Source organism: Kribbella sp. NBC_00889 (assembly GCF_045207705.1).
GTDB lineage: Bacteria > Actinomycetota > Actinomycetes > Propionibacteriales > Kribbellaceae > Kribbella.
This window is the reverse complement of sequence record NZ_CP108783.1, coordinates 41,438-68,216: the sequence shown is the minus strand read 5'-3', so window position 1 is coordinate 68,216 and position 26,779 is coordinate 41,438. Positions and strand designations below refer to the sequence as shown.

Here is a 26,779-nt window from a genome sequence, read left to right as displayed (position 1 = left end):
TGTAGGTGCACTGGTATCAGGACCTCGTCGACACTGGCCGGGCGCAGGCTGCCTGGGCGCTGTTCGCCTTCCTCCTCACGTTCACCGTCGCCCGGGCCATCACTCGTCGCATCCGCGCCAAGCAGGCTTCCGCGCAGCCCGATGATGGTGGCCTGTCCGACGTCCACATCGGTGGCGTCCACGTCCACCACCAGGTCTGGGGAATCCTGCTGGTGTTGCTCTCCGGGCTTCTGCAGTTTCGCTACGCCCCGGCGTCTCCCTGGGCCGAGGTGCTTGCAGTGATGTTCGGGGCGGGGGCAGCGCTGACGCTCGACGAGTTCGCGCTGTGGCTCCATCTCGACGACGTCTACTGGGGACCGGAGGGACGCAAGTCCATCGACGCGATCCTGCTGGGCGGGGCGCTGGGAGTGGTACTCCTGATGCAGACGAGCCCGATCGGAGCCGAGCCCGAACGGGCCGGCGGTGGGCTCGCGCGGTGGGCCTACTTCGCGAGCGTCGGCTTCCACCTCGTGATGGCGATCCTGTGCTTCCTCAAAGGCAAACTGGCCACCGGCCTGATCGGCATCGTCATACCGGTGGTGGCTTTTGTCGGAGCGCTCCGACTGGCCAAACCCGACTCGACCTGGGCCGTACGCCGGTACGGCGAACGCAAGACCGAACGAGCCGGCAAGCGCTTCGGCCCTACCTACAACAAACGCTGGAACCGAATCCGCGACGCCCTCGGCGGCCAGCCGAGCCGCCGCGCCTGACGATCGGCGCTAGGGCCGCAGCGTCCCCGGCCTCAAAGCCGTGGCTACGAGTCCAACTACAGGAACCACATCGAACCGCACCTGGGGCAGCTGCCACTGACGAGCACAAGTCCACCCCGTGCTCTCCCCCAACGCCCAGCAGACTGTCGAGCATGTCGTCGAATGTGCCAGCCGCTCATGACGAGTTCGTTCCATTGAGCGCCATCCCCGCGAAGGCCGCCGACCGTGAGCGCTGATCGTGCTCAGTGGTCAGCGGCCGTCGTTGACTGTTCAGGGCGCTTCGGGGGCACATCAGGGGCACGATCTTGTGTCGTGAGACGACCAGGTTGAGCATGGCAGCGTGCCCCCTCGATCGGTGCCGCGGCAATGTGTGGATGGGTCGACGTGGAGCGCGCGCAGCGAGCGAGCATGTACGAGGTTGACGCTGACCTCGCAGAGCGGAGCCACGTGGGATGCCATGGCCGCGAACTTCGCCGTACAAGCCAGTCCTTGAATCGCTGCCTTGGCCGGCGGATCACGAAGTGGCTCGCCGATACAACACGAGAGCCGTCGAACGATGAGGCTGCAGGACCGCTCGGGTTCAGCCAACTCGGCAGTCTTTGGCCGCAACTTTGTGTCATCCCGGAGTCGTGAGGCCCCGCCGGAGGCGGCTGTTGTTGCAGAAGAGACACCGAGAGCGGGCGCGGGCAGTGAACGGGCCGAGTCGCATACGTACGCCCGCGCCGCGCGCCGAGCGCGCGCCTTGATCCACTCGAGTCCTGTCCGCTTCCGTTCGCCGGCGGTTCGCGAGATTCAAGTTGCAGACCCGCCGCCGGCCACAGTCCACCGGGACCCCGGTCGATCGGGCGCTGAGCGTTGGAGGGGCTCGAAACGCAGTGCGGCGTCTACAGCCGTCGACAGGTCGCGTTAGCAAGTTCGTCAGCAAGCAGACGAAGAGAAGTAGGCTGACCGCCACACCTGGCCCGCCGCAATAGGTTGCCGGCAGCTGTCCTGCAGACAGGTCGGTCCGACCGCTGCGATGCCTGAGGGACAAGTCGACAAACAGCGGGTGCACGCGATCATCGTCGTCGGCGAGTCCGAGACCAAGCGTCGCCTGCCCGATCGAGCGGCTATTCCAATCCGGCGGTACTCATGCTCGTCACGGCCGCCGTCCGGCTGGTGACACCGAGACGCTCGTAGATGTGGTTCAGGTGCGTGCGTACCGTTCCCTCTGACAGCCGCATCCGCCGAGCGATCTGCGTGTTGGTGTAGCCCTGGGCAACATATTGCAGAAGCTCGAGCTGTCGTGGGGTCAGAGCCGCGGGTGCCCGGCGCCGGCGTTCGGCGTTTCGGAACGCGGCGACCAGGTGCGGCCGCAGCAGGGTAAGCAACAGCCGATCGCGTTCGTCGAAGTCACTGCCCGGGCCGCGCCACAGCATCAGCCGCGCAGCATGTCCAGGTTCGTCCGGCAACGAGACCGAGAGCGCCCGGAACATCTCCGCACCGCAGTACTCGATGTACAGCGGGCTGGCTCGCAGCTCCCGGTCGGAGACAAAGTCGCTCAGCTTGGTCACGTGGGCGATGTCGCCGGTGCGATCGGGGTAGTTGGCGGCGTCGTCCGATCTGTAAAGCTCCCAGAACTGCGCGTCCTGGTGGTCTGGACCCAGAACGTCCCGCGTCTCGTGCAAGTCCTGCTCGACGATGAACAGTCCCAGTGCCGGCCGGCTCCGGCTGAACTCCACGTAGTCGCAGCGGAACAGGTCGCGCGCGCAGTCCATGAGCTCCCACGGCAGCCCTGGCCCGGGATCGTCCGGCTCCAGGGCGAGCAGACCGCGCAGCGCGTCCAGGTCCCGCCCGCTGATGCTGTCGGCCATGGGTGCCTCCCCGCCTGCGACGCTACGCCGTCGCCGCGTCGGCAGCCATACGCGACACCGCGTATTCCAGCCCGCCAGGCCTCAAACCTAGCGTCGAGACACATCCGGGATCCGAACCGGAATTCGACCAGGAGCCTCGTCATGGACCACGCACGCACAGCCATCGCGGTTTCCGCACTCGCACTGAGCGCTGCCGCGCTCGGAGCGACCAACGCAGCAGCAACGCACCCTGCTGAAAACGGCACGTTGCCGGCCCCGGCTGCACCCTACGACTGGCCGGATTGCCACTGGGCCTACCACCCTGTGTGCGACGAGGCCCTCTGGACGGAGCCCCGCGAGGAGGCGGCGCTCGCCCCGGGTCCGTCAGACGACAACCGAGCCCAGACTATGCAAGCCGGCGCCTCTGCACTCGGCGGAGCGGGCGTAGCGCTCACCGGAATGTGGATCTACCGACGTCGCCACGCGGTGAACACCTAGGTCTCGCGGCCGGGATCAAACGTGGTGCGAAATGAAGTCGAAAGAGGTCGACTGGAGGGGTCAGAGTCCCTTCGAACACGGACTTCTGACGCCTGGAGAGACTGGTTGCTAAGGCATCGTTGCCCCTTTTGAACTGCGGGTTGTGGGTTCGAGTCCCACGGGCCGACCAAACGGCATCTCGAGGAACGCACCAGGAGCTCGCCGCCGGCCGGGCGGCCAACCGCGAGCTGATGACTCAGCTGAAAACCAGACCGACATAGCCGCCCGTGCCAGCCACGCACTGCGGCGTTCGGGCCGGCACCGGCCCAGGCGGGCAGATGCTCGACGTGGCTGCGGCACGACTTGGGCTCTATTGTTGCGCGGGTGGACGAAGCCATCGCCGAGCAGATCGAGTACTACCGGGAGCGCGCCGGAGAGTACGACGAGTGGTGGGTCCGTCGAGGGCAGTACGCATTGCCACCAGAGCTAGAGCGGCAGTGGTTCCACGACGTCGCCCAGGCGGAGACAGCGTTGCGGGATTTCGCTCCGACAGGACGGGTGCTCGAGCTGGCCTGCGGCACCGGGCTGTGGACCCGGCATCTGGTCGGACACGCCCAACACGTCACCGCCGTCGACGCCTCACCGGAGGTCATCGAGCACAACCGCGAACGACTCGCCGGGGCACCACTCAACATCGAATACGTCGTGGCCGATCTGTTCGACTGGCAACCCCCGTCGGCGGCGTATGACGTGGTGATGTTCACCTACTGGCTGTCGCACGTCCCCGACGATCGACTGGCAGAGTTCTGGTCCGGGGTCCGGACAGCGCTGAAACCTGGCGGCCGAGCCTTCGTCATCGACAGCACTTCGCCGTCGCCCCAACCGTCAGGCGGGCGACCGGAGCAGCGCCAGCTGGCCGACGGGCGCCAATTCACCGTGCTGAAACGGTACTGGAGCGTCGACGAGCTCGAGTCCGACCTGCGCTCCCGCGGCTGGAGCCCGATGGTGTACACGACCGACAACCAGATGATCCTTGTCGCAACCGCCGCCACCGGTCCTGAGCGCGCTGACTGACTGAGTCGCCGTCGCGGCAGACTGCAGGCAATTCGTCCCCTGACCTGCACGTTTGGTGGGTGCCCCCGGCAGGATTCGAACCTGCGGCACATGGTTTAGGAAGCCGTTGGACCGCCTAAACTGCGATTAACTGAGCCATCGTTGGGCAACTTTGCTGCGCTCGGAGATTACTCTGGTTGCCGCTACCAGCCCAGAGTTCATCCCCAGACGCATCCCCAGCGGCAGGGCTGACAACTTTCTGGCCGGAGCGTGCATCGAGGTTGGTAGGACCACCTTGGGAGGGGTTGCGATGTCCCGGTTGCGCACTGTCACGCTCGCGCAAGTCTTGTTCCTGGCGCTGGCCACTCTGGGCGTAGGCAGCACCCCTGCCCACGCCGTCGACGAATGCCTGCACCCGCCGGTCCTCGGTGACATTCACACCGAGGGCGTGGTGCCCGACCTGCTGGCCGGCGACGGACAGGCGACGATGTTCATCGCCTACTCCGGGGACTGGTATCCACCTGACTACTGCTCGGGGGTGACGGCCACCGTGCAGAAGACCGATGGGTCACTGCGCCGCGAGATCGCCTTCGACGGTCGCGACGGCACCGGCATGCCACCGGCGATCGCGATCACCGCGACCCTGCCGATCCCGCTCGTGAACGGTGCCGGGGACTGGGTCGTGACCAAGGTGACGCACGGGGCCGAGTCGATGGCTGTGTCGGTGCCGTTCCGGATCCGTCGCGGCACCACCGCGACGATCGAGCAGCCGGCGCGGGTGACCAGCCCGACCAAGACCACGGTCACCGGAGTGGTACGGAACTACACATCCACCGGCAGCCTCGCGGTCAGCTCCGGCCGCACGGTGCAGCTGTACGGCGGCGGGGCGCAGAGCGCCGAGCTGCACTTGCTCGGATCGGGCAGGACGGACACGACCGGGCGCTACCGGTTCCAGCTGCCGATCTCCGCACCCGTCCTGTTCAGGGTCGCGGTGGTCCTGAGCGCCGGCTACGGCCCGGCCGGGTCGGGCACCGTGACCGCGCGGGTGCTCGCGAGCCTTTCGCCGCTGATCGCTTCGACACGCGGCTACATCGGGGTGTGGTGGCGCGTCAGCGCCAAGGCCTTCCCGACGACGGTGTTCACCAACCTGCAGCGGTGGGACGGCGCGTCGTGGACCTGGACGCAGTCCTTCGGCAGCCCGGCCGCCGATGGCACTTTCACGCGCTGGTGGAAGCCAGATACCGCCGGCACCTACCGGCTGCGGGTCGAGCTCGCCGGAACCGGCCCGGACAACCTGCCGATCGATCGTGAGGTCAGCCCGGTCACGGTCACCGCCCGGCCGGCGACCATCACCGGGTCCGCCGGCGCGACCAACGCGACGGTCATCCGGCCGGGTACGAAGATGTCGACGTACGGCCACCTGACGGCGATGTACACGACGGGTGCCACCGGCCCGTTCGCCGGTCAGCAGGTCGTCGTGCAGATCCGGCCGCACGGCCAGACCTCGGTCCCGTACAGCACGGTCGCCACAGCGACGACGACCGGCACCGGGTACTACTACACGAACTGGTTCGCGCGATCCGACGTGGACGTGCGGGTCGCGTTCATCTCGCCGTATCAGTCCGTCGGCTCGGCCTTCCGCTGGCTGCGGGTGGTGGACGTCAGGTAGGGCGCACCAGCGGGACACGGACGACGAACCGGGCACCGCCACCTGGGCGGTCCCCGGCCGAGACGGTGCCGCCGACCCAGCGGACGTGCCGGGTCCACGTTCGCCAGTCCGAGACACGCCGCCTGGATGTCGTGGGAATACGTCGAGCGCGTGGACGTCATCGGGCGAACGGCAATCTCGCGGTCGTTGCCTGGAGCAAGCAGGCTCACCTGTTCCCCAAGTCCGGCGAGGCAGGTCTGGGCGCGTTCTATCTGCCCACACTAGGAGCAGTCGCGATCTTCCCCATTGGGCCGCTGCGCGCCAAGCGGCACGAAGTCGCCCGCGCCCTACACATGTATGGACAAACTCGCTACTAACCGCTCCGATGTCGAGGCGAGGTACTGCTGGTCGGCTGTGGCTGACGACCACGCGGAGCTTTTCAGCGGTCTCAGCGCTTCGGCAGCACTACCGCTACGACATCGATTGGTACCTGTGCATGACAAGCACGTCCACCGCCAGAGTGTTCACCATCGACCACGATCTCGATCTGATCGTCAGGGGGGAGATCTCCCTGAGCGCCGAGGGTCGCGAGATCGTCGACCGTACCTGGACCGAGAAGGCCAGGGACAATCCCACCTTTCACAACGGTGAACTGCTGTCCCTGTCGGGATTGCGTTCCACTGAGGGACGCTGGGTCGGCGACCTAGGCTGCACCACCTTCGCCCACTACCTGGCCAACCGCGAACAGGATCTCCCGGCGGCCGACACCTGCTGCCCGGTTGCGGTCAACGTGCTGCCCATCACCAGCGACGGACGTGCGCTCCTCGCTGATGTCGGGACGACCTCGTCGAGCGCGGGCAAGGTGAAGTTCATCGGTGGCGGCGCAACGCCGGCCGACGTGGTGGACGGAGTGCTCGACGTCCAGGGCGTCATGCGCAGGGAGCTGGACGAGGAGTTCCCCGGACTCAACGAGCACTGGTCGATGGCGCCGCGCCTCGAGGCACTCCTCGTCGGCGGCAACCGTCGGCAAGTGGTGCTGTTGTTCGTCGGTCGTCTCCGGATCTCAGAGGCTGAAGCACGCACCCTCTACTTGGGAGGTGCGGACCCGGACCAGGAGCTGAGCGGCGTCCTCGCAGTGGTTCTCGGAACGGCCGGGCTGCATTTGTTCAACCGTCGCGAGGGTCGCCGGTCACTCGACTACGTCGTTCCGGCGTTGATGGCGCAGGTGCGCGCCGACTGGGACGGTGGGCTGGCCGAGGCGCGGCGCTTCCTGGACGGTTCCGATCAGTGAGCCCGAGGTACTGTCGCCTGCCGACCCCTCACGTTCCTTCGCCCGTCTCCCGCTCAACTGGCGCGTCTCGAGCGCGACAAGCACCCGAGGGACAACAGCAGGCAGCCCTTTCCGCAGCGTACCTACATCGGTTGGCGCCTTCCCGCCGGTGACCGACTCGATGCCACGCGCAGTCGCCGCCTTGACCGCTCTCTTCCGGCATCATTCGCAACTCGGGCTGTTGTACGGCGTCCAACTCGGCCTGGCCCGCTCGAGTAAGGTCCCGCAGATCACTGTCGTGCGCCGGTCGGAGACCGAACACACGACAGCGATCGAGGGCCGGCTCGCCGTCCCCACATCACCGGGTGAGGCGGTGGCCACCGCGACGGTGTGCGAGACACCGTCCGAAACCCTGGCGGGCCTGGTGATCGACCACCTCGTCCGCGACAGCCAGTCGCCTTTCGTCCTCGAAGAACAGTTCCACGCCCTCTACGGCGAAGCGACGACCCGCGGGACCTGCCCGCCGACCGCGCCGACGGTTCACCGAACTCGAGTGGGAGGCCGCACGCACCCATCGAGACGCCGCAGTCGCCCATTACCGGCGCTCACCTACGAGGGTCTGATCGCCAGTCCTCTGCCGCTCGTAGACGGGTCGGCCGAACCGAACTGATTCGTCCCCATCCCTTCGGACTAGAACACCAGTTCGAGTAATCGCCGACAGCCTAGCTGTCACCATGGCGGGCGATGCGGTGCTCGCCCACCCCTGGATGCTCGTCGGCGAGTGGCAGGCACCATGGACCACATGCACGCGACTGTGAGAGACACGCAGGCGGGGCAGGCAGCCACACTGTTGTTGATGGTTGGCCTTCCCGGGTCCGGGAAGACCCTTCGAGCGGGGGAGCTGGCGGCGGAGCGCGGAGCCCTGCAGCTCACCGCCGACGACTGGGCGCTCACGCTCTTCGGCCAAGAAGACCGTCACCAGGAGCCCGGCGGCAAGCGGTGGCTGCTGGAGGGCCGACTCGTCGCACTGGCCATCGACGCCCTGCGCCTGCGGCTCAGCGTCGTTCTTGACTTCGGTCTGTGGTCGCGTGATGAGCGCTCCGCCCTGCGCTGGATGGCCGCTTCAGTGGGAGCGTCCTGTGAGATCGTGTACCTGCCTGTGGAACGCGAGGTGCAGTGGAGCCGGATTCAGAACCGCTGGAAACACACGCCCGAGCAGACATTCCCTATGGCCGAGGCGGAGCTCGACCCCTGGAGAGAGCAGTTCGAGGTCCCCGACGCAGACGAGCTCTCCGGTTCGTTTCTGCCCTCCCCGCCGCCCGGGGATGAGAGCTGGTTTGACTGGGCACAGCGATTTTGGCCCTCCCTCGCTCAGAGCCTGAACGGGCGACTCTCCGAGAGATGACGGTCCACGGCGTGTGCGCCGCGTAGGCGAGCGGGGCCTTCCAGGTAGTCGCGCGGGAAGACATCACCGCGGATCGCGAGCCACCCCCGGCGCCGGATGTTGCCGCGACGAGCGATCCCCTTCCGGACGGGGCAGCCTATTCGATCTCTGCGCAAACCAGTCGCCAAGGCCACGAGCCCGTCCTAGGGTGCGGAGGTGGCTTTACGACTGGAAGCAGTGGTCTTCGACGTGGCCGACGCAACCGCGGTCGCGGCCTTCTGGGCCGGGCTGCTCGACCGAGAGGTCCTCACGGAGCCCGGCGGCGCGTTGGTACCAGGCGACAAGACGCAGGTCGGGCTCCGCTTCGTCACCTCCGACGCCTTGCAGGTTGGCCCGCGACAGCTGCATCTGCACCTGACCAGCACCAGCCTTGAACACCAGCAGCGAACCGTCGAGACAGCGCTGCGCCTGGGCGGCCGCCACCTTGACGTGGGCCAAGGACCCGACGACAAGTTCGTCGTACTGGCCGATCCTGGCGGCAACGAGCTGTGTGTGATCGAGCCGGGCAACAACTATCTGGCCGGCACCGGCTACCTCGGCGAGGTCACCTGTGACGGAACACGAGACGTCGGCCTATTCTGGCGCGACGCGCTGGGCTGGCCGCTGGTGTTGGACAAGAACGAGCAGACCGCGGTCCAGTCGCCGCTCGGCGGCACCAAGATCTCATGGGACTCATGGGGCGGACCGCCGATCCAACCCAAGAACGCAAGGAACCGGCAGCGCTTCGACCTGGTCACCGCGAACCCCACCAGCGAGGCGGAACGACTGGTCTCACTCGGTGCGACCCGTCTTGCCGACCGGGCTGACCGCGTCGAAATGGCCGACCCAAACAGCAACGAATTCGGCCTTCACACAGCCTGAGTCTCAAGTCACCGCCGCGGACGATCGCGACCCGGCTAGACGGTATGACGTGACGCCGTCGTCGTGACGGGGTTGCGGGCCGGGGCCTCACTCACACAGATTCGTGGGTTACCGAGCAGGGGCCGCCTGCTCGGCCTATCCGACATGTGTGGGAGGCCCCGGTGTTTTCCGAGCGTACGAGTGTTGGGCTGGATGTGCACGCCAGGTCGGTCGCGGCCGCGGCGATCGATGGTGTGACCGGTGAGCTGGTGCAGGCCAGGCTGAGTCCGTCGCATGGTGAGATCCGGTCGTGGTTGCAGGGTCTGCCGGGGCCGGTTGCGGTGACGTATGAGGCGGGTCCGACGGGGTTCGGGTTGTCGCGTGCATTGAACGTGGCGGGGATTCGGTGTGTGGTCGCGGCGCCGAGCAAGTTGCAGCGCCCGTCAGGAGATCGGGTCAAGACCGACGCCAAGGACGCGATTCACCTGGCCCGGTTGCTGCGCCTGGACGAGGTCACCGCGGTGGCGGTGCCCACGGTCGAGCAGGAGACCGCGCGGGACCTGGTCCGGGCCAGAGAAGACTGCCGTGGTGACCTGATGCGGGCCCGGCACCGGCTGTCGAAACTGTTGCTGCGCCAAGGCATCGTCTATTCGGGCGGGCAGGCCTGGACCGGCGCGCACGATGCGTGGCTGCGGCAGATCGGCCGGCAGTCGTTCAACTCCGGGCCGCTGCAGCTGACGTTCGAGTCCGGCTATGACGCCGTGCTGAGTGTGCAGGCCCGCCGCGACCGGCTCGACGCCGCGATCGAGAAGATCGCTACCGACAGCGAGTTCACCCCGATCGTGCGGCGACTGGGATGTCTGCGTGGCGTGTCCACCCTGACCGGGTTCGCGCTGGCCGTCGAGATCGGCGACTGGCACCGGTTCACCGGCAACACCATCGGCGCGTTCGTCGGCCTGGTGCCCAGCGAGTACTCCTCCGGAGCGTCGCGGGTCCAGGGCTCGATCACCAAGACCGGCAACACCCACGTCCGCAGACTCCTCATCGAGGCTGCCTGGCACCACCGCGCCCGCTACCGGCCCAGCAAGACCATGCGCGACCGATGGGAACTGGCCACACCCGCCGCCCGGGCCCGCGGCGATGCCGGCAACCAGCGGCTTCACCAACGCTGGACCCGCTTCACCAACCACCACAAACGCCACGTGATCGCCAACGTCGCGATCGCCCGCGAACTCGCCGGCTGGTGCTGGTCCCTGGCCGTGCTCGAGGATTAGCAACCCACCCGATCCGGCTTCGTCGACCAGCGTGGTGCAAGCAGCGCGTGGAGCGACCCGCGATTCAACTATGAGCAGCTGATACCCGGCCACGCTCGACCCTAGACACGCGGACCCGCTCCTGCCGAACACCCCATCCTGCGGTAACCAACCCGCGCATATCAGTCTGACCGCGCGTCGCCAACGACACGCTCACCACCAACACCCCTGACGAAGCCCCGAGGCGCCCGCCACGGAACACATCCGCGACGGGCGCCTCACCCTGCCCCTTGACAGAAACTCACTCCATATCAGTTGACTGAACTCTTTCGTGTGCCGATTGGCGCAGTTGGCCGGTGGCTGGAGAGGGTGTGCTGGTGTCGGGTGACGGGCTGGGGCGGGTTGTCGAGTTCAAGCAGGGTCTGCGATGGCAGGTGTGGTTTCGCATGTGACTAGTTGACTGACGTCTTCCGAGCACCAGTTGGGCAACCGTGTGGTGTCGCGGGAGGGTGTGGGTGTGCCAGTGGCTGCGCCGGGTCTCGTGGTGCAGTTCGAGTCGTCGTGCTGTTCACGGCGAGCAGCATCGCCGATGTGTCGGGGCTGCGATGGAGGGTGCTGTTCCCCGAGCTCGAGCCTCGAGCCTTGACGCCTAGCGTTGGTCGTTCAGGATCAGGCCGGTGGCGATTGTCCGATCGCGGAGCGCCTCGACAGTGCCGAACGCGGTCTGCGGTAACTGGACATACTCGTCGAGAAATGCCTTCGCGTTCGCCGGTCCGATGACATCCCAGACCACCATGCCGTCCGCAACGTTGATCGCCATCCGCAGGAATGCACAGCAGCGCTGCTCGAACGCCGCCTGGGCACGCACCCGCTCCTCAAGGCCTTCGTCGCGGCGGAACGTCCAACGCACGCCCCATTCGGTGCGCTCTCCACTGACGAACGAGTCTGCGAACAGTCCGCGGTAGGCGTCCATCAGCGCCTGCTCGTCGTCGCCTGGGCGGATTGTGCACACGATGGGTGCCTCAGGCGGAATCTCATGGGTGGCGGTCACGATCTTCTCCTCGCGATCAGGTGTTGGTGTCCCCGTGATTGCGACTGTAAAGTCTGGTCCTAGGTCCAGAGTCAAGACCGATCGTGAGGGGTTGGGGATGAAGATCGGCCAGGTCGCCCACGACGCCGGCGTCACTGTCGACACCGTTCGCTACTACGAGCGACGGGGCGTCCTGCCCACCCCGCAACGGGAATCGTCGGGGTATCGCCGCTACACCTCCGAGGCTGCCGATCGAATCCGGCTGGCGAAGTCCTTGCAGGCTTTGGGTTTCACCCTCGATGAAATCGTCGATGCCTTACGCAGCCTCGAGGACGGCGACGCGACCTGCGCCAACCAACGCTGGCGACTTGAGCAGGTGCTCAACCGCATCGACACCAAACTCGCCCATCTCCAGCGGGTTCGCGAGAACACGATGACCGTGCTTGAGGCCTCCCACACCGGCCACTGCACCATCTGCGCCAACCAGCCGGTCGTTGGCGGCGCGGGCTGAGTCAGGGTTGCATCCGGTACTGAGGTACGGGTCTACGGTCGGGCGATGTGCACCTCAAGTGACGCCGTTCTCGGCCTGGACTGGGTTCCGTCCTCTTGCACGCTGCCGACTGTCGAGCAGCCGTTCCGGGTCGCCGAGTTCGATGACCTGTTCGCCACCGCTGTCCGCGCCGTGGACCGCCTCAGTCCGACCACTCTGCGACTGACCGTGGATGCCAACGCAGCGGCCCGGGCGACGGAGCTGGCTGACCGGGAGAGCAACTGCTGCTCGTTCTTCGGGTTCGAGTTCGCTCCCGCTGCGGCACAGGCCGCAGCACAGGGCGCGGGTGACACCGTAGCGATTCAGGTCACCGTCCCGGCTGCGCACACCGCGGTCCTGGACGCCTTCGCCGCCCGCGCCGCGACAAGAGCCGACACCGCCGCGCTGGCCATCCGACCAGAACGCTGATCAGGACCCTGACCACCACTCGTCTGAACCGCTACGACCGCGTCCGCGCCGGCCTAGACCCGAAGTCGGGAGCGCATCCGTGAGCAGCGCAGGCGGCGATCGGGCGACCCGATGATCGTCATGCATGTGACCGTCGTGAATGTCACCGCCGCTTGACCTTCGAGTCGGGTCGAAGGTTTACGGTCGGGGGTGAGTACCTACCGCATCTCGCAGCTGGTCGAACGCTGCGGCATCCCGGCCACCACACTGCGGTTCTACGAATCGGCAGGGCTGCTGCCTGCCGAACGCACCCCGGCCGGCTACCGGGTCTACGACGACAGCGCCGTGGAGCGGCTGACCTTCATTGCCTCAGCCAAACATCTCGGCCTCAGCCTCGACGAGATCCGCGACCTGCTCGACGCTCGGGACAAGGACGTCTGCGCCACCGTCCGTGAACAGTTGCTGCGGCTCGTCGAGGCGCGCATCGCCGACACCGACCGGCGAATCGCGGAACTGACCGCGTTCAACGCCCACCTGGCGGAGGTCCACGTCGACCTGTCCGGTCCCGCGCCCGCCGGCGCCTGCGGACCCGACTGCGGCTGCGTCACCGCCGCACCACCCGGTCCCGTGCAGGTGGAGATTGCCCGCAGCCGCGACGATCTGGACTCGGGCCTCGACCCGGTTCCCGGCGCCCAACACCTTGGAGCCCTCACGTGACCCAGCCAACGTCCCAACGGAGGCCGTGGACCACTGTCGCCACTGCCGCGGCGGCGATCGGCGCCTGCGCGGGACCGATTCTCGCGTTCTTCGGCGGTCTGTCGATCGTGTCGCTGGTAGGCGCGCTGGATCCCGGCTCTGATGATCGTGGCTGTCGCCGCGCTCGTCGGCGCGGTCTGGATCCTGCGCCGCCGCAAAGCCAGCAGTTGCCGCACCGAGACCTCCACGCCGGTCGACCTGAGCATGCCGACACCAGCAGAAGTGCGCGCGAACGACCGCGCAAACACCGCCGGACCCCTGTAGTGGACGTCGCCCGGCGATTGGTTCGGTCTCTGCCGGCCACGGTGGCCGCGCTGCTGTTGCTCAGCACCGCGCTGCTCGTGCTCGGCGTCGTGCTGGAACACCGCGGCGAAGAAGCCGGGCCGCAGAACCCGACGGCCTCTGAACCGGCCGGACACGACGAAGAGGGCAGTCACACTGAAGGCGCTGATGAGCGCGGCGCCGAGGCCTCGACACCTGTCAAGGCGCAGCGCGAGACGGCGCTGGGGCGCGGGTCGAGTCGCCCGGCGCGGTCGCTGCCGCGGCGGTCGCTGCGATGGTGCTGGCAGGTCTGATCTGGCGCAGGCCGACCCGCTGGGTCGCTGCCGCCGTAGTACTGTTCGCCGCTGGCGCAGCAGTGGTCGACATTCGCGAGATCAGCCACCAGGCCACCGAGAACCGCGGCAGCCTCGCGGTCCTGGCCGCGGTCATCGCGCTTGCACATGTCGCGGTTGCCGTCGGCGCTGCCACCCTCTGGCGTCGGGCTGGAAGCGACCGGTCGCAGCCGCGCCCGGCGACGGGCTAGCCGGTGTCGTTCTCCCAGCGTGCTCCCTACGGTTGGCGTCATGACCGTCGCCAGATCCATCGCGCTGTTCGTGATGGCCGCCCTCGCGGAGATCGGCGGTGTCTGGCTGATCTGGCAAGGGTGGCGTGAACACCGTGGGCTGTGGTGGATTGCCGCCGGGATCCTCGCCCTCGGCGCCTACGGATTCGTCGCCACGTTCCAGCCCGACCCGAACTTCGGCCGGATCCTTGCCGCCTACAGCGGCGTTTTCGTCGCCGGATCGCTGGCCTGGGGAGTGCTTCTCGACGGATTCCGTCCCGACCGCTACGACGTCGTCGGCGCGATCGTCTGTCTGGCCGGCGTCGGCATCATCATGTATGCACCCCGCGCCTGAAACTCAAGTCAGAAAGGCCGAACACCGATGTCTGAGCAGACTGACGCGAACAAGGCGATCGTCCGCCGCCTCGTCGACGAGGTCTTCAACGGTGGCGACCTCGACCTGATCGACGAGCTCTACAGCGCCACCCTCGCGCCCGCCGCTCGGGCCTGGATCACGCCGTTCCGGGCATCGTTTCCCGACGTGCAGATGGACACCGTCGAACTGATCGCCGAAGGCGATACCGTCGTCGGCCGATTCACCTGCAGCGCCACCCACACCGGCAAATGGCTCGGCCACGAACCCAGCGGCCGGCGCTTCACCAACATCGACGAGGTCAACCTCTACCGGTTCCACAACGGCAGGATCACCGACACATGGACCCTCGAGGACAACCTCGAACGACTCACCCAACTCAGGCTTCCGCACACCCCCTAGCGTCCCGCCGACCCGGAGATCCCTCACCGCTCGAGCCAACCTGGCGAGTTCAGTGAAGGAACCCGTCCCACTTCATCTCGTAGCGGGATCGCCTGGCATGCCGTGGGGGCCGGGCAGTTGTTCGGCTGCCCGGGCGAGTTGGAGCCCGATGCCCTGCGAGTTCGGGCGCTTTGTTGCCCATGGCATCAATGTGCACCCATTCGCGCGGATGTGTCGGTCTATCCGCTGGGCCAGGTGCGTGAGATCAATGACGTTGGGTGTCGAGCCATGCGAGTGCCGCGTTTTGGATAGCGTCGTAAAGCGAGCCGAGCGGTGGGGTGTAGGACAGGTCGGTCGAGGGTGGTCAGGTCAGGGACTTGACCAGGTCGCGAGCGGTGCGGCCGACGCCGATGAGGGTTGCGGAGGCTGGTCCTGTCCAGTCGCCGTAGCCGACGAGGTGGAGCCTGGGTTCTTTGAGGGCTTGTGTCTCCTCGGTGGGGATGAGTCCGTCGGTGCCGCGGAGGGCGAGTGGCGTGAGGTGGCTGAGGGCGGGCCGGAAGCCGGTGCACCAGATGATCGCGTCGACCGAAAGACGCGAGCCGTCTGCCCAGTGCACGCCGTCGGCGTCGAGACCGGTGAACATTCGGCGGGCGTGGAGGACGCCTCGGTCGCGGGCTTGGCGGACGCTGTAGACCATGACGATGTCGCCGAGCCCGGCGACGCCGGCTGAAGTGGTGCCGGTGTCATGGGCGCGGCGGCGAGCGGTGGCGATTTCGAACAATGCACGGCCGTCGACGTCGTCAGGGAGGAAGCGTGGTTCTCGCTGGGTGACCCAGGTTGTGTCGGCAACGGTGGAGACCTCGGCGAGGATCTGGGCGGCTGAGTTGCCGCCCCCGACGATCAGGACCCGTTGCCCGGCGAAGTCTGCGGCGCGGCGGTATTGGGCGGTATGGGCCTGCTGGCCTGCAAAGGGCCCTGGATAGGTGGGGACGAAGGGACGCGACCATGTTCCCGTCGCGGAGATGACGTGGTCGGCGGTCCAGTCCCCCTTGTCGGTTCGCACGACGAGTGCGCCGCGGTCACGCTCGACAGCGCGGACGCGGACGGGCCGCTGGACGGCGAGCTGGTAGCGCTGTTCGTACCTGGTCAGGTAGTCGACGACGTGCGCGCCCGGTGGGTAGCCGTTGTCGCCGGTCCAGGCGGGCATCATCCAACCGGGCAGGGAAGAGTGCTGCGTCGGGGAGAACGTGCGCAGCGTGGGCCACATGTGTGCCCAGGCGCCGCCCGGTTCGGCGGCGGAGTCGAGGATGACGAAGTCCTCGCCGGGCGTCAGGCCTGCTCGACGCAGGTAGAACCCGGTGGCCAGGCCCGCCTGGCCGCCGCCGATCACGACCACCTTCAGGTGGCCCCGGGGAGCAGGTTGCGGTGTGTTCTGCGGCACGGCTCAGCCCTTGGTGTCAGCGGGCGCGAGCACCGTGTCGGTGTCGGGCAGCGCGAGATCTTCGGCGGATGTGGGCATGACGAGTTCTCCCTATGAGGGCAGCGAGAAGGAGGACCCGGCGGCTGGATCGTGCGCCGAGGCCGGGCCGTCAGTGGGTCAGCGCGACCGGCTCGGGAACGGACAGGAGTGCTGAGATCCACTGCAGGCGTTGCGGCATCGGCCAGTAGTAGACCCACGTCCCGCGGCGCTCGCAGTCGACCAGGCCGGCCTCGCGCAGTACCCGCAGGTGGTGCGAGATCGTCGGTCCGGACACGTTGAAGTGCGGGGTGATGTCGCAGACGCAGACCTCTTCGCCGGCCGAGGCGATGATCGACAACAGCCGCAGCCGGATCGGGTCCGACAGCGCCTTGAACACCGTCGCACCCTCCGACGCCGCGGCCTCGTCGAGGGGTGCGACCGAGATCGGCGTGCAACAGCCGCCGCTGCGGCTGAGGGAAACGTCTTGTTTCGACATGTGTCTATCTTGACTTCTGTCTAAGCAAGATGCAAGGTGGGGATCGTTGTTTAGATGAACATCAACTTAGTAGCTCCGGTGGCGACCTCCTGCCGGGTACGAAAGGAACCAGACATGGTCAAGCTCATCCGGCGGCTGAGCCGCGTGGAGTTCTGCGAGTCCTGTGGGCAGGTCTGCACCGCGGAGTGCCGCGCGGAAGCGCACCGCGCCCGGGTTCGTAGCAGCCACATGCATCTCCAGCTTCCGCACTGACCACTCGAGACAAGGACACGACCATGGCGACCGAGACCCCCACCGTTTCCGGCGGATTCGCCGGAAATCCTGCCGAGGCATTCACCCCGCCTTCGGCGGGCAGTTGTTGCGGCAGCGCCCCGTCCGCGCAGGCGACCTCCGAGGTGGCCGGCGGCTGTTGCGGGACCGACACCGCTGTAGCGGCAGCCTCCTGCTGCGGCTCGGAGCCGGCCAGCGTGGCGGCTCCCGAGCCTGCCGCCGCTGGAGGGTGCTGCGGATGACCACCGCGTCGCCCGGGCCGTCCACGGCCACGGCCCTCACTGCCCGCCGCGGCGCCTCCGCCGAGACCATGCTCGCGACCGTCCACGAACTCGCAGCCGACCGTTACGCCGGCCGCCGCATCGGCACCCCCGGCGGAAAGGCCGCAGCTGCCTGGTTGGCCGATCAGCTGCGCGCTGTGGGCGCGGCTGTGACGCCCGACGCGTTCGAGGTCACCGGCGTGAAAGAGCTGCAATCCACCCCGGCCCTGGCCGTCGGGCCGCGGAACCTGGTTCACCGCCGCGACTTCGCTGAACAACTCACCTCCGCCGAGGTCCCCGTGCCGAGGTCAGGACCGCTCGCACCCGCAGAGACTGGTTCGTGGCACGGCCGCTGGGTCCTCGTCGCGGGCGCCGATCAGCAGACCGTGGATCGGGCACGCACCGAAGCCGCTGCCGGCCTGCTCGTTCCCCGTGGCGCCGACGAGGCCGGATGGATGCCGAAGATGATCGCCGGCCCACCGACCGGGCCGGTCGCCATCTTGTCGGTGCGCACCGATCTGCACGCCGCGCTGGCACACAACGTGGGTCAGATGGTGACAGCGTCAGTGCCGATGCGCACGATCGCAACGACCGGGACCAACGTGCACGGCGTCTTCGCCCAGGCTTCCCCCGTCCAGTTGTCGGTGGTGCTGACCGCGCATTTCGACGGTGTCGGCGACGACCCCGAGCAACGACACCCGGCCGCGGCCGACAACGCCTCAGGCGTCGCCGTTGTGCTCGAGGCCGCGCGGCTGCTGTCGACCGACCTGCCGCCGGGGATCGGGCTGTCCGTCGCGTTCCTCGACGGCGAGGAGGCCGGCGCCCGTGGCTCGGCCCACCACGCACCCCAGCTCGCAGCGGGCACCTTCGTGATCAATGTCGACGGTGCCGCCGAGCTCGGCGCCGCGGCCGCGGTCGAGGCCGGCGGACCGGCCGAACCGCTGCTCGCCGCCCTCGACCAGGCCGGACGGCTCACCGGCGTGCCGCTGCGTGCCGGCGCGATGGCCTCGGACAACCGCCGCTACGCCGCTGCCGGACTGCCCGCGATCGGTATCGGCATGGGCATACCCGGCTACCAGACACCCGCCGAGACCCCCGACCGGGTCGAAACCCGCACACTGCTCGCCGCGACCAACCTCGTCACGGCGACCGTGAACCAACTCATCAACAACCCTGCACAGCTTGGAGAAACACCATGAGCGTCACCGCTTCCGACCTCCCGGTCGTGGTCATCGGCGCAGGCCCGATCGGCCTGGCCGCCGCCGCGCACCTGGCCGAACGCGGCCTCGACTTCGTCATCCTCGAGTCCGGGCCGGGAGTGGCTGCGGCGATCGACGAATGGCGCCACGTGAAGCTGTTCAGCCCCTGGCGCTATGACATCGACAGCGCGTCTCGCAGACTGCTGCAACAGGCCGGCGGCTGGACCGAACCCAACCCCGACATCCTGCCCACCGGCGGCGACCTGATCGACTCCTACCTCGCACCGCTGGCCAAGACGCCACAACTGGGCGACAAGATCCGCTACAACGCTGCCGTGGAGGCCGTCACCCGGGTCGGGTTCGACCGGATCCGCACTGCCGGCCGCGAGGACGCGCCCTTCCTGATCCGCATGGCCGACGGGTCCGAACTGCTCGCCGCGGCGGTGATCGACGCGGCCGGAACCTGGCGGCGCCCCAACGTGCTCGGCGGGTCCGGCATCCCGGCCCGCGGCGAAGCCGCCGCGGCGGCCCACATCTCCCGTGCACTGCCTGACGTCCTGGGCCGCGACCGCGACCGGTTCGCCGGGCGCCGTACCGCGGTCGTCGGCGCCGGGCACTCCGCAGCCACCACGCTGCTGGATCTGGGCGAGCTGGCCGAGCAGGTCCCGGGCACAGAGGTCGTGTGGGTCGTGCGCGGTGCCGACCAGGCCCGCACCTACGGCGGCAGTGACGCCGACGAACTCCCGGCCCGCGGAGTACTTGGATCGCGCTTGAAGAACCTCGTGCAGACCGGCCGCGTGGAACTGGTCAGCAGTTTCCGGATCGAGGCCCTCGACCAGATCAGCGACGGGCGCGTCGAGCTGGTCGCCGGTGAGCGACGCGTCCTCGCTGACACGGTCGTCAACTCCACCGGGTTCCGCCCCGACCACGCCATCGTCGGCGAACTGCGCCTCGACCTCGACCCGATCCTGGGATCGACCCGTGCACTGGCGCCATTGATCGACCCGAACCAGCACTCCTGCGGCACCGTGCCCCCGCACGGCGTCGACGAACTAGCTCACCCCGAACCGGGCTACTACGCCGTCGGCGCGAAGTCCTACGGGCGAGCGCCGACGTTCCTGTTGGCCACCGGTTTCGAACAGGCCCGCTCCGTGGTCGCGGGCCTCGCCGGTGACTGGCACGCGGCCCGTGACGTGCAGCTCGACCTGCCTGAAACCGGTGTGTGCTCCACCAACCTCACCGACCCGACCTCGTCCAGCGACGCGGCCACCAGCTGCTGCGGCCCGGCGCCGCAGTCGGTCGAGATCTCGGCTCCGGCCGGGCGCGGCCTGGCTACCGGCATCAGCGGTGGCCTGCTCACCGTCATCGACGACAAGCCCGCCTCCGCGCAGACACAGTCCGGCTGCTGCAATTGATGAAACAGCCCACCAGAACCGCTCCTGTGCCCCCCCCGGGCCGGGAGCGGTGCCCGTTCCGGCGCCACCATGCGGAAACTGGTGGCGACGTTCGCGATCACCCAGACCGTCGGGTACGGCGTGCTGTACTACGCGTTCAGCGCGCTTCTCGGGCCGATGAGCCGCGATCTCGGGATCTCCACCGCCAGAGCCGCCGGTGCGCTCACCACCGCAGTCTTGGTCACCGGGCTGGCGTCGATACCAGTCGGACGCTGGCTCGACGCACGCGGCGGCCACGGCCTGATGACGACCGGATCACTGGTCGGCGCGGTCGCAGTTTTCGCGTGGAGCCAGGTCGAAACCACGCCGCAGCTGTATGTCGCGTTCGCGATGATCGGCGTCGCGTCGGCGATGGTGCTGTATGAACCAGCCTTCGCGGTCATCGTGGCGGCGACCGAACCTGCCCACCGCACCAAGGCGCTGCTGGGTGTCACGCTGGTGGCGGGCTTCGCCAGTTCGATCTTCATCCCTCTGACAGGTCATCTCGTCGACGCCTACGGCTGGCGGCAGACACTCGTGATCCTGGCTTCGGTACTTGCTGTGCTGACGGCGCCCTTGCACGCGACCGCGCTGCGGCGTGCCAGACCCCGGTCCCGCGGTCGCGCCGCCGGCCAGGTCGGGTCGGCGCGCAGGGTGCTGAAGGATGCGGGGTTCTGGGCCCTGGCCGGCGCGTTCGTACTGCACAGTGCCGCCCTGGCCGTCATCGCCGTTCACCTGGTGCTGTACCTGGTGAGCCTCGGCCACCCGCCAGCCCGGGCGGCGACGCTGGCCGGACTACTGGGTTTGTTGTCCGTCACCGGGCGAGCCGTCACCACGCTGTCGCTGCGCTGGTTGCCGATGGCATCCATCACCGCCGCCATCCTTGTCATCCAAGGCGCGGCGATCTGCCTGCTGCCGCTGGCCGGGCGGCACCTGGCCGGTGCGGTGGCGTGCCTGGTGCTGTTCGGGCTCGGGTTCGGAGTCGCCTCGATCGCCACCCCGTCGATCCTGCTCGACCGGTACGGCGCCGCCGGATACGCGACCATCGCCGGAACCCTGGCCACTCCAGTCACCGTGGCCCGGGCCGGAGCACCACTGGCAGGGGCATTGCTGGCCAATGCGGTTGGATACCGGCCCGTGATTCTCACCGTCGCCGGAGCCTGTGTCGCCGCGGGCCTCTTGCTGGCCCTGTCGCGTCGACTGCAGGCTCCGGCGAGCTGATCACGCGCCCAGCACGCTCGCAGCGCCGGCGACATGCGCAGCGAGCGGACCGACGACATAGTCGGCGTCGCGGTGCGCCCCGCGCAGCGTGTTCGACGAGAACGACCGCTGGAACTCCAACCCGACATAGACCAAGCCGGGGTGAGTCAGAGAGATACCGCCCATGTGCAGCGGCATCCCGTCGGAATCAAGGGCTCCCAGGCCACTGAGGTACTCCAGGCTCGGCCGGTAGCCGGTGGCGAACAGCACCACGTCGACCTGTTCACGCTCGACGTCGGCCCACACGAGCTTGTCGCCGTCGAACGCGGTGAACATCTCGCGTCGGTCGAACACCCCGGCTGCTTCGGCCTTGCTGTAGACGCCGTCATCGAGGACCGGCACTCCGGTGATCAACCGGGCCAGCCAAGCCGACGGCAGTTCGTCGAAGCCCAGTGTTTCCAGCCAGTAGTGCAGGTCCTTGCCTTCCTGCCTCTGCGGCAGGAACAGCAGCGGCGCACGGGTCGCGAGCGTCACTCGGGCGACCTGACCGAGCTCGTAGCCGACCTGGACCGCGGAGTTCCCGGCTCCCACGATCACCACTCGCTGCCCGACATACGGCGCGGGATTGCGGTAGTCGGCCACATGCAGCGTCTGGCCGGTGAAGCCATCGCGACCAGGCAGCACCGGCACGTACGGGTTGGTGAACGACCCAGTCGCGGCCACGACTCCGCCGGTGGGGATGCTATCTCCAGCGTCGGTGTGGACGACGAATCCGGCGCCGTAGGCTTCCACGGCCGTGGCCCGGGTGCCGGTGCGGATCTCGACGCCGAGGTCATCGGCATACCCCTGCAGATAGGCCACCACCTCGTCGCGGGTCGGGTAGTGGTCCGGATTCCCGCCGAACGGCGCTCCCGGCATCGAGCTGTACTGCGACGGAGAGAACAACGTGAGGCTGTCGTAGTAGCGGGGCCAGGAACCAACCGGGCGGTCGCCGGCCTCCAGAACCAGGGGGCGCAAGCCTGCGTTCCGGACGGCACGAGCCGCGGCAAGGCCGGACTGGCCACCTCCGATGATGACAACAGGTTGTGTGTTGTGAGTCATGACCACAATGTATCTAAATATCGCAATATGACGAAATGACGATACGAGCTACAGTGATCCCGAAGCGGAAGGAGTACAGGCATGGCGACACAGCGGGCCACGACCGCCACCGACAGCGCAGCGTCGTGCGATGCCGCGGAACCTGTAGAGCTCGCTGTGGCGACCCATGATTTCCTCAAGGCGCTGGCCAGCCCGACCCGGCAGCGCATCATGCTGCTGTTCGCCCGCGGCGCCGAACTGTCCGTCAACGAAGTCGCCGAACTCGCCGGCATCGGCCAGTCCACCGCATCACAGCAGCTCGACATCCTCCGTCGCGGAGGAGTCGTCACCTCACGCCGCGACGGCAAGACCGTGTACTACCGCGCCGACAAGCAAGGCAGCGCGGCCGCGCTTGCCGACCTGCAGGCCTACCTCCAAAGCTGCTGCTGACGAGCTAGGACCCGCTGGACGCGCGAAGCACCGAGCCCGACGTGCCGATCGGTTTCACGATCGGCGACCCGAACCTGGTCGGAGGAATCGACCGCATCCGTGTGCAGGTGTGCGAGAACGACCAGACGCCGCCGTTCTGCGGGGTGCAACAGCATTTCTGGAGGTAGGTCCGCCTCTGCGCGTCAACTGTGCCTGAGGCGGATCTCATCTCGGCGTACGGATGGGTCGACATCATGCGATGTGGATGATGTGGAGCCGCCGTACAAGCGGAACGATCCTCGTGTACAGGTTCGCGAATCTCGAGGGGGTGACCGGCGGATGAGATCTTCCATCGTCAGTGCCGTCGCGGCTCTGGTGCTAGGCGTTTCACTGGTGGGCTGTAGTAACGACCAAGCTGCCGTGTGCGGTTCAGTCGACGCCTTGAAGACGTCGGTCGACGACGTCAAGAAGGTTGATGTGACCTCGTCGACCGGCGTCTCCGACCTGCAGAACGGACTGGCTACCGTCGAGACCAACCTGAAGCAGGTCAAGACCGACGCGAAGTCGGACTTCTCGTCCCAGCTCGGGGCGGTCGACACGGCGCTCAACACGCTGAAGTCCAGCCTCACCACCGCCAAGTCCGACCCGTCAGGCGCCAGCGTGACCGCGGCCGCTGCGGCGGCGCAGGCTTTCGAGGGCGCCGTGGCGGCTCTCACCACCACCGTCAAGTCCACCTGCTGACCAGAACCGCCTGAGCGGTCCGCAACCAGCGGGGGTTGCCGTGGCTTGGCGTTGCCGCAGTCCGCCTAGCCGCCGCATGGTTGAGGACATTGGATCGCCTACAAAGCCGGACCCCCAGGCGCATGCTGCGCTTGAAGGCTGGCAGGAATCTTCAAGGAGTTGCCACCAGGTGTCTAAGCCTCGATCCACCGATCGACTTGGCGTGGGGCGCTGATTCCGGATCGGCTTGATGCTGGGCTGGGTGGGCGTGGTGGGGTGTCCCGCCTCGCTGCGGGGGTGTTCCACTGGGGCGTGCGGTTGGTGCCGTGGTCGGCGTGGTGGTCAGGAGTTGGCGGTGGCTGGTGGCCCGCAGACTCGATCGAACAGCGTGGTCCAGTGGGGCTGCCAGGGCCAGCCGAGCGGCAGGTGGAGGGTGATGCGGCGGGCTGATGATGCGATCCGGGCGGCGACGTTGACGAGTTTGCGTCTGATCGTGGCGGTGGTTGCTCTGGCCAGTTCACCGCCGGCCAGGGTCGCGGCGGCACGGGTGAGGTTGAACGCCATCACCGCGAGCACCAGCCAGGCGGCGTTCGCGGTGAACACCCCGGACGGCAGGTGAGCGAGCGCTGAGTTCTTCAGGTCGGCGTTGACTTGTTCGATGATCGCGTGACCGCGGTGGGTCTTGTCGGCGGTCACGGTGTCCATCGCGTCGGTGCCGGTTGTGGTGAAGAAGGCGTGGAACCGCCAGATGTCGAACAAGGTGTCCTGTCCGGCCGCCTTCTCTTGGTGTTGAGGTCGGGGATCCGGCGGACCACCAGCCGGCCTGGCACCCGGTCGGCTTTGCGGCGGGACGCGAACGCGGTGAACGGGATTTCGGCGACCTCCGCGCGGGAGACCCATTGACCGGTCTGCTCGTCGAAGATCGCGTCGGTGTATTCGATCGGAGTCCATGCATCCGCGTCGTCTGCGATGGCGGCGATCGCGGCCTTGACCCGTTTGTCGAGGCGGACGGTGACCGAGACCTCGGCACCGGCACGGACCGCGGCCAGCACCAGGCCGCGGCCGTAGAACGCCGAGTCGGCCCGCACCAGCGGCTTGCCGGACGACAGTCCATGCAGTCCGCGCACGGTCTTCAGCGCGTCGGTGATCAGGCGCTTGGCGCCGCGCGGCGAGCCGACCGATCCCTTCCGCAGCCGCTGCGCCACGATCACCGGCGCAGTGCCGGATCCCTGGGCGCCGCTGGTGGTGACGGTGGCCAGCAGCGCGTTCAGCCCACGGACACCGGAGTAGCCGAACCCCGCACCCTGCTTGGCGTATCCGTGCACCTCGATGATCGTGTCATCGACATCGACCAACACATGCTCCCCCTCTGTTCCGCGTGCGGGCTGACCGACCAGCGGCGCCCGATCGGCCAGCGCGGCCAGGAACCGGGAAGCGACCGCGTCGAGCTGGCGGACATGGCCGAAGGTGAACGTCCGCAGGAACGACCCCAGCGTCGACGGCGCATAAACACTCCCGAACACCCTCCGCATCCCGCCATGCCGAAGCAACGCCATGTCGTCGATCGAGTCCGCACCGGCCACCATCCCCGCGACCAGCGAGCAGACCTTCAGACCCGCGTTCGCGCCCTTGTCCGTCGGCACACTCAACCGCTGATCACCCAGCTCACGCAGACCCACCGACTCCGCCAGCGCCATCGCCGGCACCAGCCCACCCGACGACACCAGATTCGGATCATCGAACCTCGCCGACACCGACCGTGGCCTGTGAGACAGTTGCATCTGACGGATGCCCTTCGCGCTCGGTGATCTGGAACCCTAGACAAGTCCCAATCTCCCAGCCCGCAAGGGCATCCGTCCGTTACGCCACGCTCACCCCACCCAGATCATCGGTGAATCGAGGCTAAGAGGCACATCCGGCGGAGGGCTTAGCTGCGCCAGGCATGACATGGCTTGTGACATGAAGTCTGAATCGCCCCGGGTCTGATGGAGGCTCTCAATCCATGGAGGATGAGAGTTATGGCTGCACCGAGGAAGTATGGCGACGAGTTGCGTGAGCGGGCCACGCGGATGGCGGTGGACGCGCGCAAGGACCCGGCGACGAGGTCGGGGGCGATTCCGCGGATCGCGGAGCAGCTCGGCGTGCACCGCGAGACGTTGCGGGGTTGGGTCCGGCAGGCTGAGATCGACGAGGGGACAGTTCCGGGCACTGCCACCAGCGATGCCGAGCGGATCGCGCAGTTGGAGCGGGAGAACCGCGAGCTTCGGCGGGCCAACGAGATCTTGAAGACAGCGTCGGCTTTTTTCGCGGCGGCGGAGCTCGACCGCAAGGTGAAGTAACCGAGGTGCCGACGGCGGTGCTGGTCGACTATATCGACCAGCACCGCGGCCGGTTCGGGGTCGAGCCGATCTGTAAGGTCCTGGCCGCTGCCGGGATCAAGATTGCCCCGAGCACCTACTACGCCGCCAGGAGCAGGCCGCCGTCGGCCCGGGCGGTCAGAGACGCCGAACTGGTCCCGGCGATCCGCCAGTTGCACAAGGACAACCTCGAGGTCTACGGCGCGCGGAAGATCCATGCCGAGCTGAATCGAGGCGGCATCGGAGTTGCCCGGTGCACCGTGGAACGGCTGATGCGCGCCGAGGGCCTGCGAGGCATCTTGCGGGACAAAACCCGCAAGACCACCCAGACCGAAGGTGCTCAGACACCACGTCCAGCCGACCTGGTGCAGCGGCAGTTCGTCGCCGACGCACCCAACCAGCTCTGGGTGGCGGACCTGACCTATATCCGCACCCACTCCGGCTGGGTCTACGCCGCGTTCGTCCTCGACGTGTTCTCCCGCTTGGTCGTGGGCTGGCAGGTCTCGACCAGCCTGCGCACCGACCTGGCCCTGGACGCCCTCGACATGGGGCTGTGGGCCCGGCAGCGGGCCGGCCACGACCTCACCGGGCTGATTCATCACAGCGACCGCGGGGTCCAATACCGAGCTGTCCGCTACACCGAGCGGCTCGCCGAGGCCGACGCCGTCGCGTCCGTCGGCAGCCGCGGCGACTCCTACGACAACGCGATGGCCGAGGCATTCAACTCGCTGTTCAAAGCAGAGCTGATCCGCAACCCCGCCACCCGACCCAACACGGGCTGGAAGTCCATCAACGACGTCGAGATCGCCGTCGCCGAATACGTCGACTGGTTCAACCACCGACGCCTACACGGCGAGATCGGGCACGTTCCACCCGCCGAGTTCGAAGCCAACCACTACAGTGAAATCCCCGTCCTCACCAAGGCCGGAACCAAGTAATCGGGTCTCCACGAAACCCGGGGCGATTCAGTCCCGTCAACTGGGCTGGCTGAAGTCGGTTATCGTGGGCAC

At 67.7% G+C, this 26,779-nt stretch carries 27 protein-coding genes, 1 pseudogene and 1 other annotated feature; of the genes and pseudogenes, 22 read left to right on the top strand and 6 right to left on the bottom strand.

What is annotated here, in order from left to right:
- Positions 1-5: 5 nt before the first annotated feature.
- Complete coding sequence (locus OG817_RS00315) at positions 6-749, top strand: hypothetical protein (protein ID WP_406051390.1); 744 nt, start codon at positions 6-8, stop codon at positions 747-749.
- Between the two features lie 1,109 nt (positions 750-1,858).
- Here OG817_RS00315 and OG817_RS00310 read toward each other — a convergent pair.
- On the bottom strand, positions 1,859-2,602 hold the full coding sequence (locus OG817_RS00310; RefSeq protein WP_406051389.1) for a LuxR C-terminal-related transcriptional regulator: 744 nt from the start codon (positions 2,600-2,602) through the stop codon (positions 1,859-1,861).
- An 840-nt stretch (positions 2,603-3,442) separates the two neighbouring features.
- On the opposite strand from OG817_RS00310, the gene OG817_RS00305 reads away from it, so the two are divergent.
- The 7 genes from OG817_RS00305 to OG817_RS00275 all read left to right on the top strand — a co-directional run bounded on the left by OG817_RS00305 (position 3,443) and on the right by OG817_RS00275 (position 10,587).
- Complete coding sequence (locus OG817_RS00305; RefSeq protein ID WP_406051387.1) at positions 3,443-4,132, top strand: class I SAM-dependent methyltransferase; 690 nt, start codon at positions 3,443-3,445, stop codon at positions 4,130-4,132.
- A 289-nt stretch (positions 4,133-4,421) separates the two neighbouring features.
- Complete coding sequence (locus OG817_RS00300; protein ID WP_406051386.1) at positions 4,422-5,780, top strand: hypothetical protein; 1,359 nt, start codon at positions 4,422-4,424, stop codon at positions 5,778-5,780.
- A 475-nt stretch (positions 5,781-6,255) separates the two neighbouring features.
- Positions 6,256-7,050 (top strand): hypothetical protein, encoded by a 795-nt coding sequence (locus OG817_RS00295; RefSeq protein ID WP_406051384.1) that lies wholly within the window; start codon positions 6,256-6,258, stop codon positions 7,048-7,050.
- Between the two features lie 160 nt (positions 7,051-7,210).
- Positions 7,211-7,699, top strand: coding sequence for a hypothetical protein (locus OG817_RS00290; RefSeq protein ID WP_406051383.1), 489 nt, complete (start codon positions 7,211-7,213; stop codon positions 7,697-7,699).
- Positions 7,700-7,831: 132 nt separating this feature from the next.
- On the top strand, positions 7,832-8,434 hold the full coding sequence (locus OG817_RS00285; protein WP_406051382.1) for an AAA family ATPase: 603 nt from the start codon (positions 7,832-7,834) through the stop codon (positions 8,432-8,434).
- A gap of 195 nt (positions 8,435-8,629) precedes the next feature.
- Positions 8,630-9,334, top strand: coding sequence for a VOC family protein (locus OG817_RS00280; protein WP_406051381.1), 705 nt, complete (start codon positions 8,630-8,632; stop codon positions 9,332-9,334).
- A 161-nt stretch (positions 9,335-9,495) separates the two neighbouring features.
- Positions 9,496-10,587, top strand: coding sequence for an IS110 family transposase (locus OG817_RS00275; RefSeq protein WP_406049628.1), 1,092 nt, complete (start codon positions 9,496-9,498; stop codon positions 10,585-10,587).
- Positions 10,588-11,215: 628 nt separating this feature from the next.
- On the opposite strand, the gene OG817_RS00270 is transcribed toward OG817_RS00275, so the two are convergent.
- Complete coding sequence (locus OG817_RS00270) at positions 11,216-11,617, bottom strand: hypothetical protein (protein WP_406051380.1); 402 nt, start codon at positions 11,615-11,617, stop codon at positions 11,216-11,218.
- 97 nt (positions 11,618-11,714) lie between these two features.
- Between OG817_RS00270 and OG817_RS00265 the strand changes: the two genes are divergently transcribed.
- From OG817_RS00265 to OG817_RS00230, 8 genes are all read left to right on the top strand, one after another.
- Complete coding sequence (locus OG817_RS00265; RefSeq protein WP_406051378.1) at positions 11,715-12,107, top strand: MerR family transcriptional regulator; 393 nt, start codon at positions 11,715-11,717, stop codon at positions 12,105-12,107.
- A 45-nt stretch (positions 12,108-12,152) separates the two neighbouring features.
- Complete coding sequence (locus OG817_RS00260) at positions 12,153-12,554, top strand: hypothetical protein (RefSeq protein WP_406051376.1); 402 nt, start codon at positions 12,153-12,155, stop codon at positions 12,552-12,554.
- A gap of 189 nt (positions 12,555-12,743) precedes the next feature.
- A complete protein-coding gene (locus OG817_RS00255) occupies positions 12,744-13,250 on the top strand; it encodes a MerR family transcriptional regulator (RefSeq protein WP_406051375.1) in 507 nt (168 codons plus the stop codon).
- Positions 13,251-13,391: 141 nt separating this feature from the next.
- Positions 13,392-13,553, top strand: coding sequence for a hypothetical protein (locus tag OG817_RS00250; RefSeq protein ID WP_406051374.1), 162 nt, complete (start codon positions 13,392-13,394; stop codon positions 13,551-13,553).
- Between the two features lie 41 nt (positions 13,554-13,594).
- Positions 13,595-13,864 (top strand): hypothetical protein, encoded by a 270-nt coding sequence (locus OG817_RS00245; RefSeq protein ID WP_406051372.1) that lies wholly within the window; start codon positions 13,595-13,597, stop codon positions 13,862-13,864.
- A complete protein-coding gene (locus OG817_RS00240; protein WP_406051371.1) occupies positions 13,846-14,094 on the top strand; it encodes a hypothetical protein in 249 nt (82 codons plus the stop codon). The genes OG817_RS00245 and OG817_RS00240 overlap by 19 nt, the downstream gene beginning before the upstream one ends.
- A gap of 40 nt (positions 14,095-14,134) precedes the next feature.
- Positions 14,135-14,467, top strand: a complete 333-nt coding sequence (locus OG817_RS00235) for a YnfA family protein (protein WP_406051369.1) — start codon at positions 14,135-14,137, stop codon at positions 14,465-14,467.
- 27 nt (positions 14,468-14,494) lie between these two features.
- Entirely contained in the window at positions 14,495-14,887 is a 393-nt protein-coding gene (locus OG817_RS00230) for an ester cyclase (RefSeq protein WP_406051367.1), read from the top strand.
- Between the two features lie 343 nt (positions 14,888-15,230).
- Here the strand turns inward: OG817_RS00230 and OG817_RS00225 are convergent, their stop codons facing one another.
- Positions 15,231-16,307, bottom strand: coding sequence for an ArsO family NAD(P)H-dependent flavin-containing monooxygenase (locus tag OG817_RS00225; protein ID WP_406051366.1), 1,077 nt, complete (start codon positions 16,305-16,307; stop codon positions 15,231-15,233).
- Between the two features lie 148 nt (positions 16,308-16,455).
- Positions 16,456-16,821, bottom strand: a complete 366-nt coding sequence (locus OG817_RS00220) for an ArsR/SmtB family transcription factor (RefSeq protein WP_406051365.1) — start codon at positions 16,819-16,821, stop codon at positions 16,456-16,458.
- A 508-nt stretch (positions 16,822-17,329) separates the two neighbouring features.
- On the opposite strand from OG817_RS00220, the gene OG817_RS00215 reads away from it, so the two are divergent.
- The 3 genes from OG817_RS00215 to OG817_RS00205 all read left to right on the top strand — a co-directional run bounded on the left by OG817_RS00215 (position 17,330) and on the right by OG817_RS00205 (position 21,204).
- Positions 17,330-18,550 carry a M28 family peptidase gene (locus tag OG817_RS00215; RefSeq protein WP_406051364.1) on the top strand — a complete coding sequence of 407 codons (1,221 nt, stop codon included), beginning with the start codon at positions 17,330-17,332 and terminating at the stop codon, positions 18,548-18,550.
- Positions 18,547-19,965, top strand: coding sequence for an FAD-dependent oxidoreductase (locus OG817_RS00210; protein ID WP_406051363.1), 1,419 nt, complete (start codon positions 18,547-18,549; stop codon positions 19,963-19,965). Before OG817_RS00215 ends, OG817_RS00210 begins: the two co-directional genes overlap by 4 nt.
- Before the next feature lie 69 nt (positions 19,966-20,034).
- Positions 20,035-21,204: an MFS transporter gene (locus OG817_RS00205; RefSeq protein ID WP_406051362.1), complete on the top strand. Its 1,170-nt coding sequence runs from the start codon at positions 20,035-20,037 to the stop codon at positions 21,202-21,204.
- Here OG817_RS00205 and OG817_RS00200 read toward each other — a convergent pair whose 3' ends face one another.
- Positions 21,205-22,284, bottom strand: coding sequence for a flavin-containing monooxygenase (locus tag OG817_RS00200; RefSeq protein ID WP_406051360.1), 1,080 nt, complete (start codon positions 22,282-22,284; stop codon positions 21,205-21,207).
- Positions 22,285-22,365: 81 nt separating this feature from the next.
- Here OG817_RS00200 and OG817_RS00195 point away from each other — a divergent pair, with 81 nt between their 5' ends.
- Both OG817_RS00195 and OG817_RS00190 read left to right on the top strand, forming a co-directional pair.
- Complete coding sequence (locus OG817_RS00195; protein ID WP_406051359.1) at positions 22,366-22,713, top strand: ArsR/SmtB family transcription factor; 348 nt, start codon at positions 22,366-22,368, stop codon at positions 22,711-22,713.
- A gap of 420 nt (positions 22,714-23,133) precedes the next feature.
- A complete protein-coding gene (locus OG817_RS00190; protein WP_406051358.1) occupies positions 23,134-23,433 on the top strand; it encodes a hypothetical protein in 300 nt (99 codons plus the stop codon).
- A gap of 321 nt (positions 23,434-23,754) precedes the next feature.
- Here OG817_RS00190 and OG817_RS00185 read toward each other — a convergent pair.
- Positions 23,755-25,193, bottom strand: a pseudogene (locus OG817_RS00185) (IS1380 family transposase).
- A 237-nt stretch (positions 25,194-25,430) separates the two neighbouring features.
- On the opposite strand from OG817_RS00185, the gene OG817_RS00180 reads away from it, so the two are divergent.
- A protein-coding gene (locus OG817_RS00180; RefSeq protein WP_406051357.1) for an IS3 family transposase occupies positions 25,431-26,707 on the top strand; the annotation gives its coding sequence in 2 pieces (ribosomal slippage) (positions 25,431-25,722 and positions 25,722-26,707; 1,278 coding nt in all).
- Positions 25,709-25,861: a sequence feature (AL1L pseudoknot), on the top strand. (Overlaps the previous gene by 153 nt.)
- Positions 26,708-26,779: the final 72 nt, after the last annotated feature.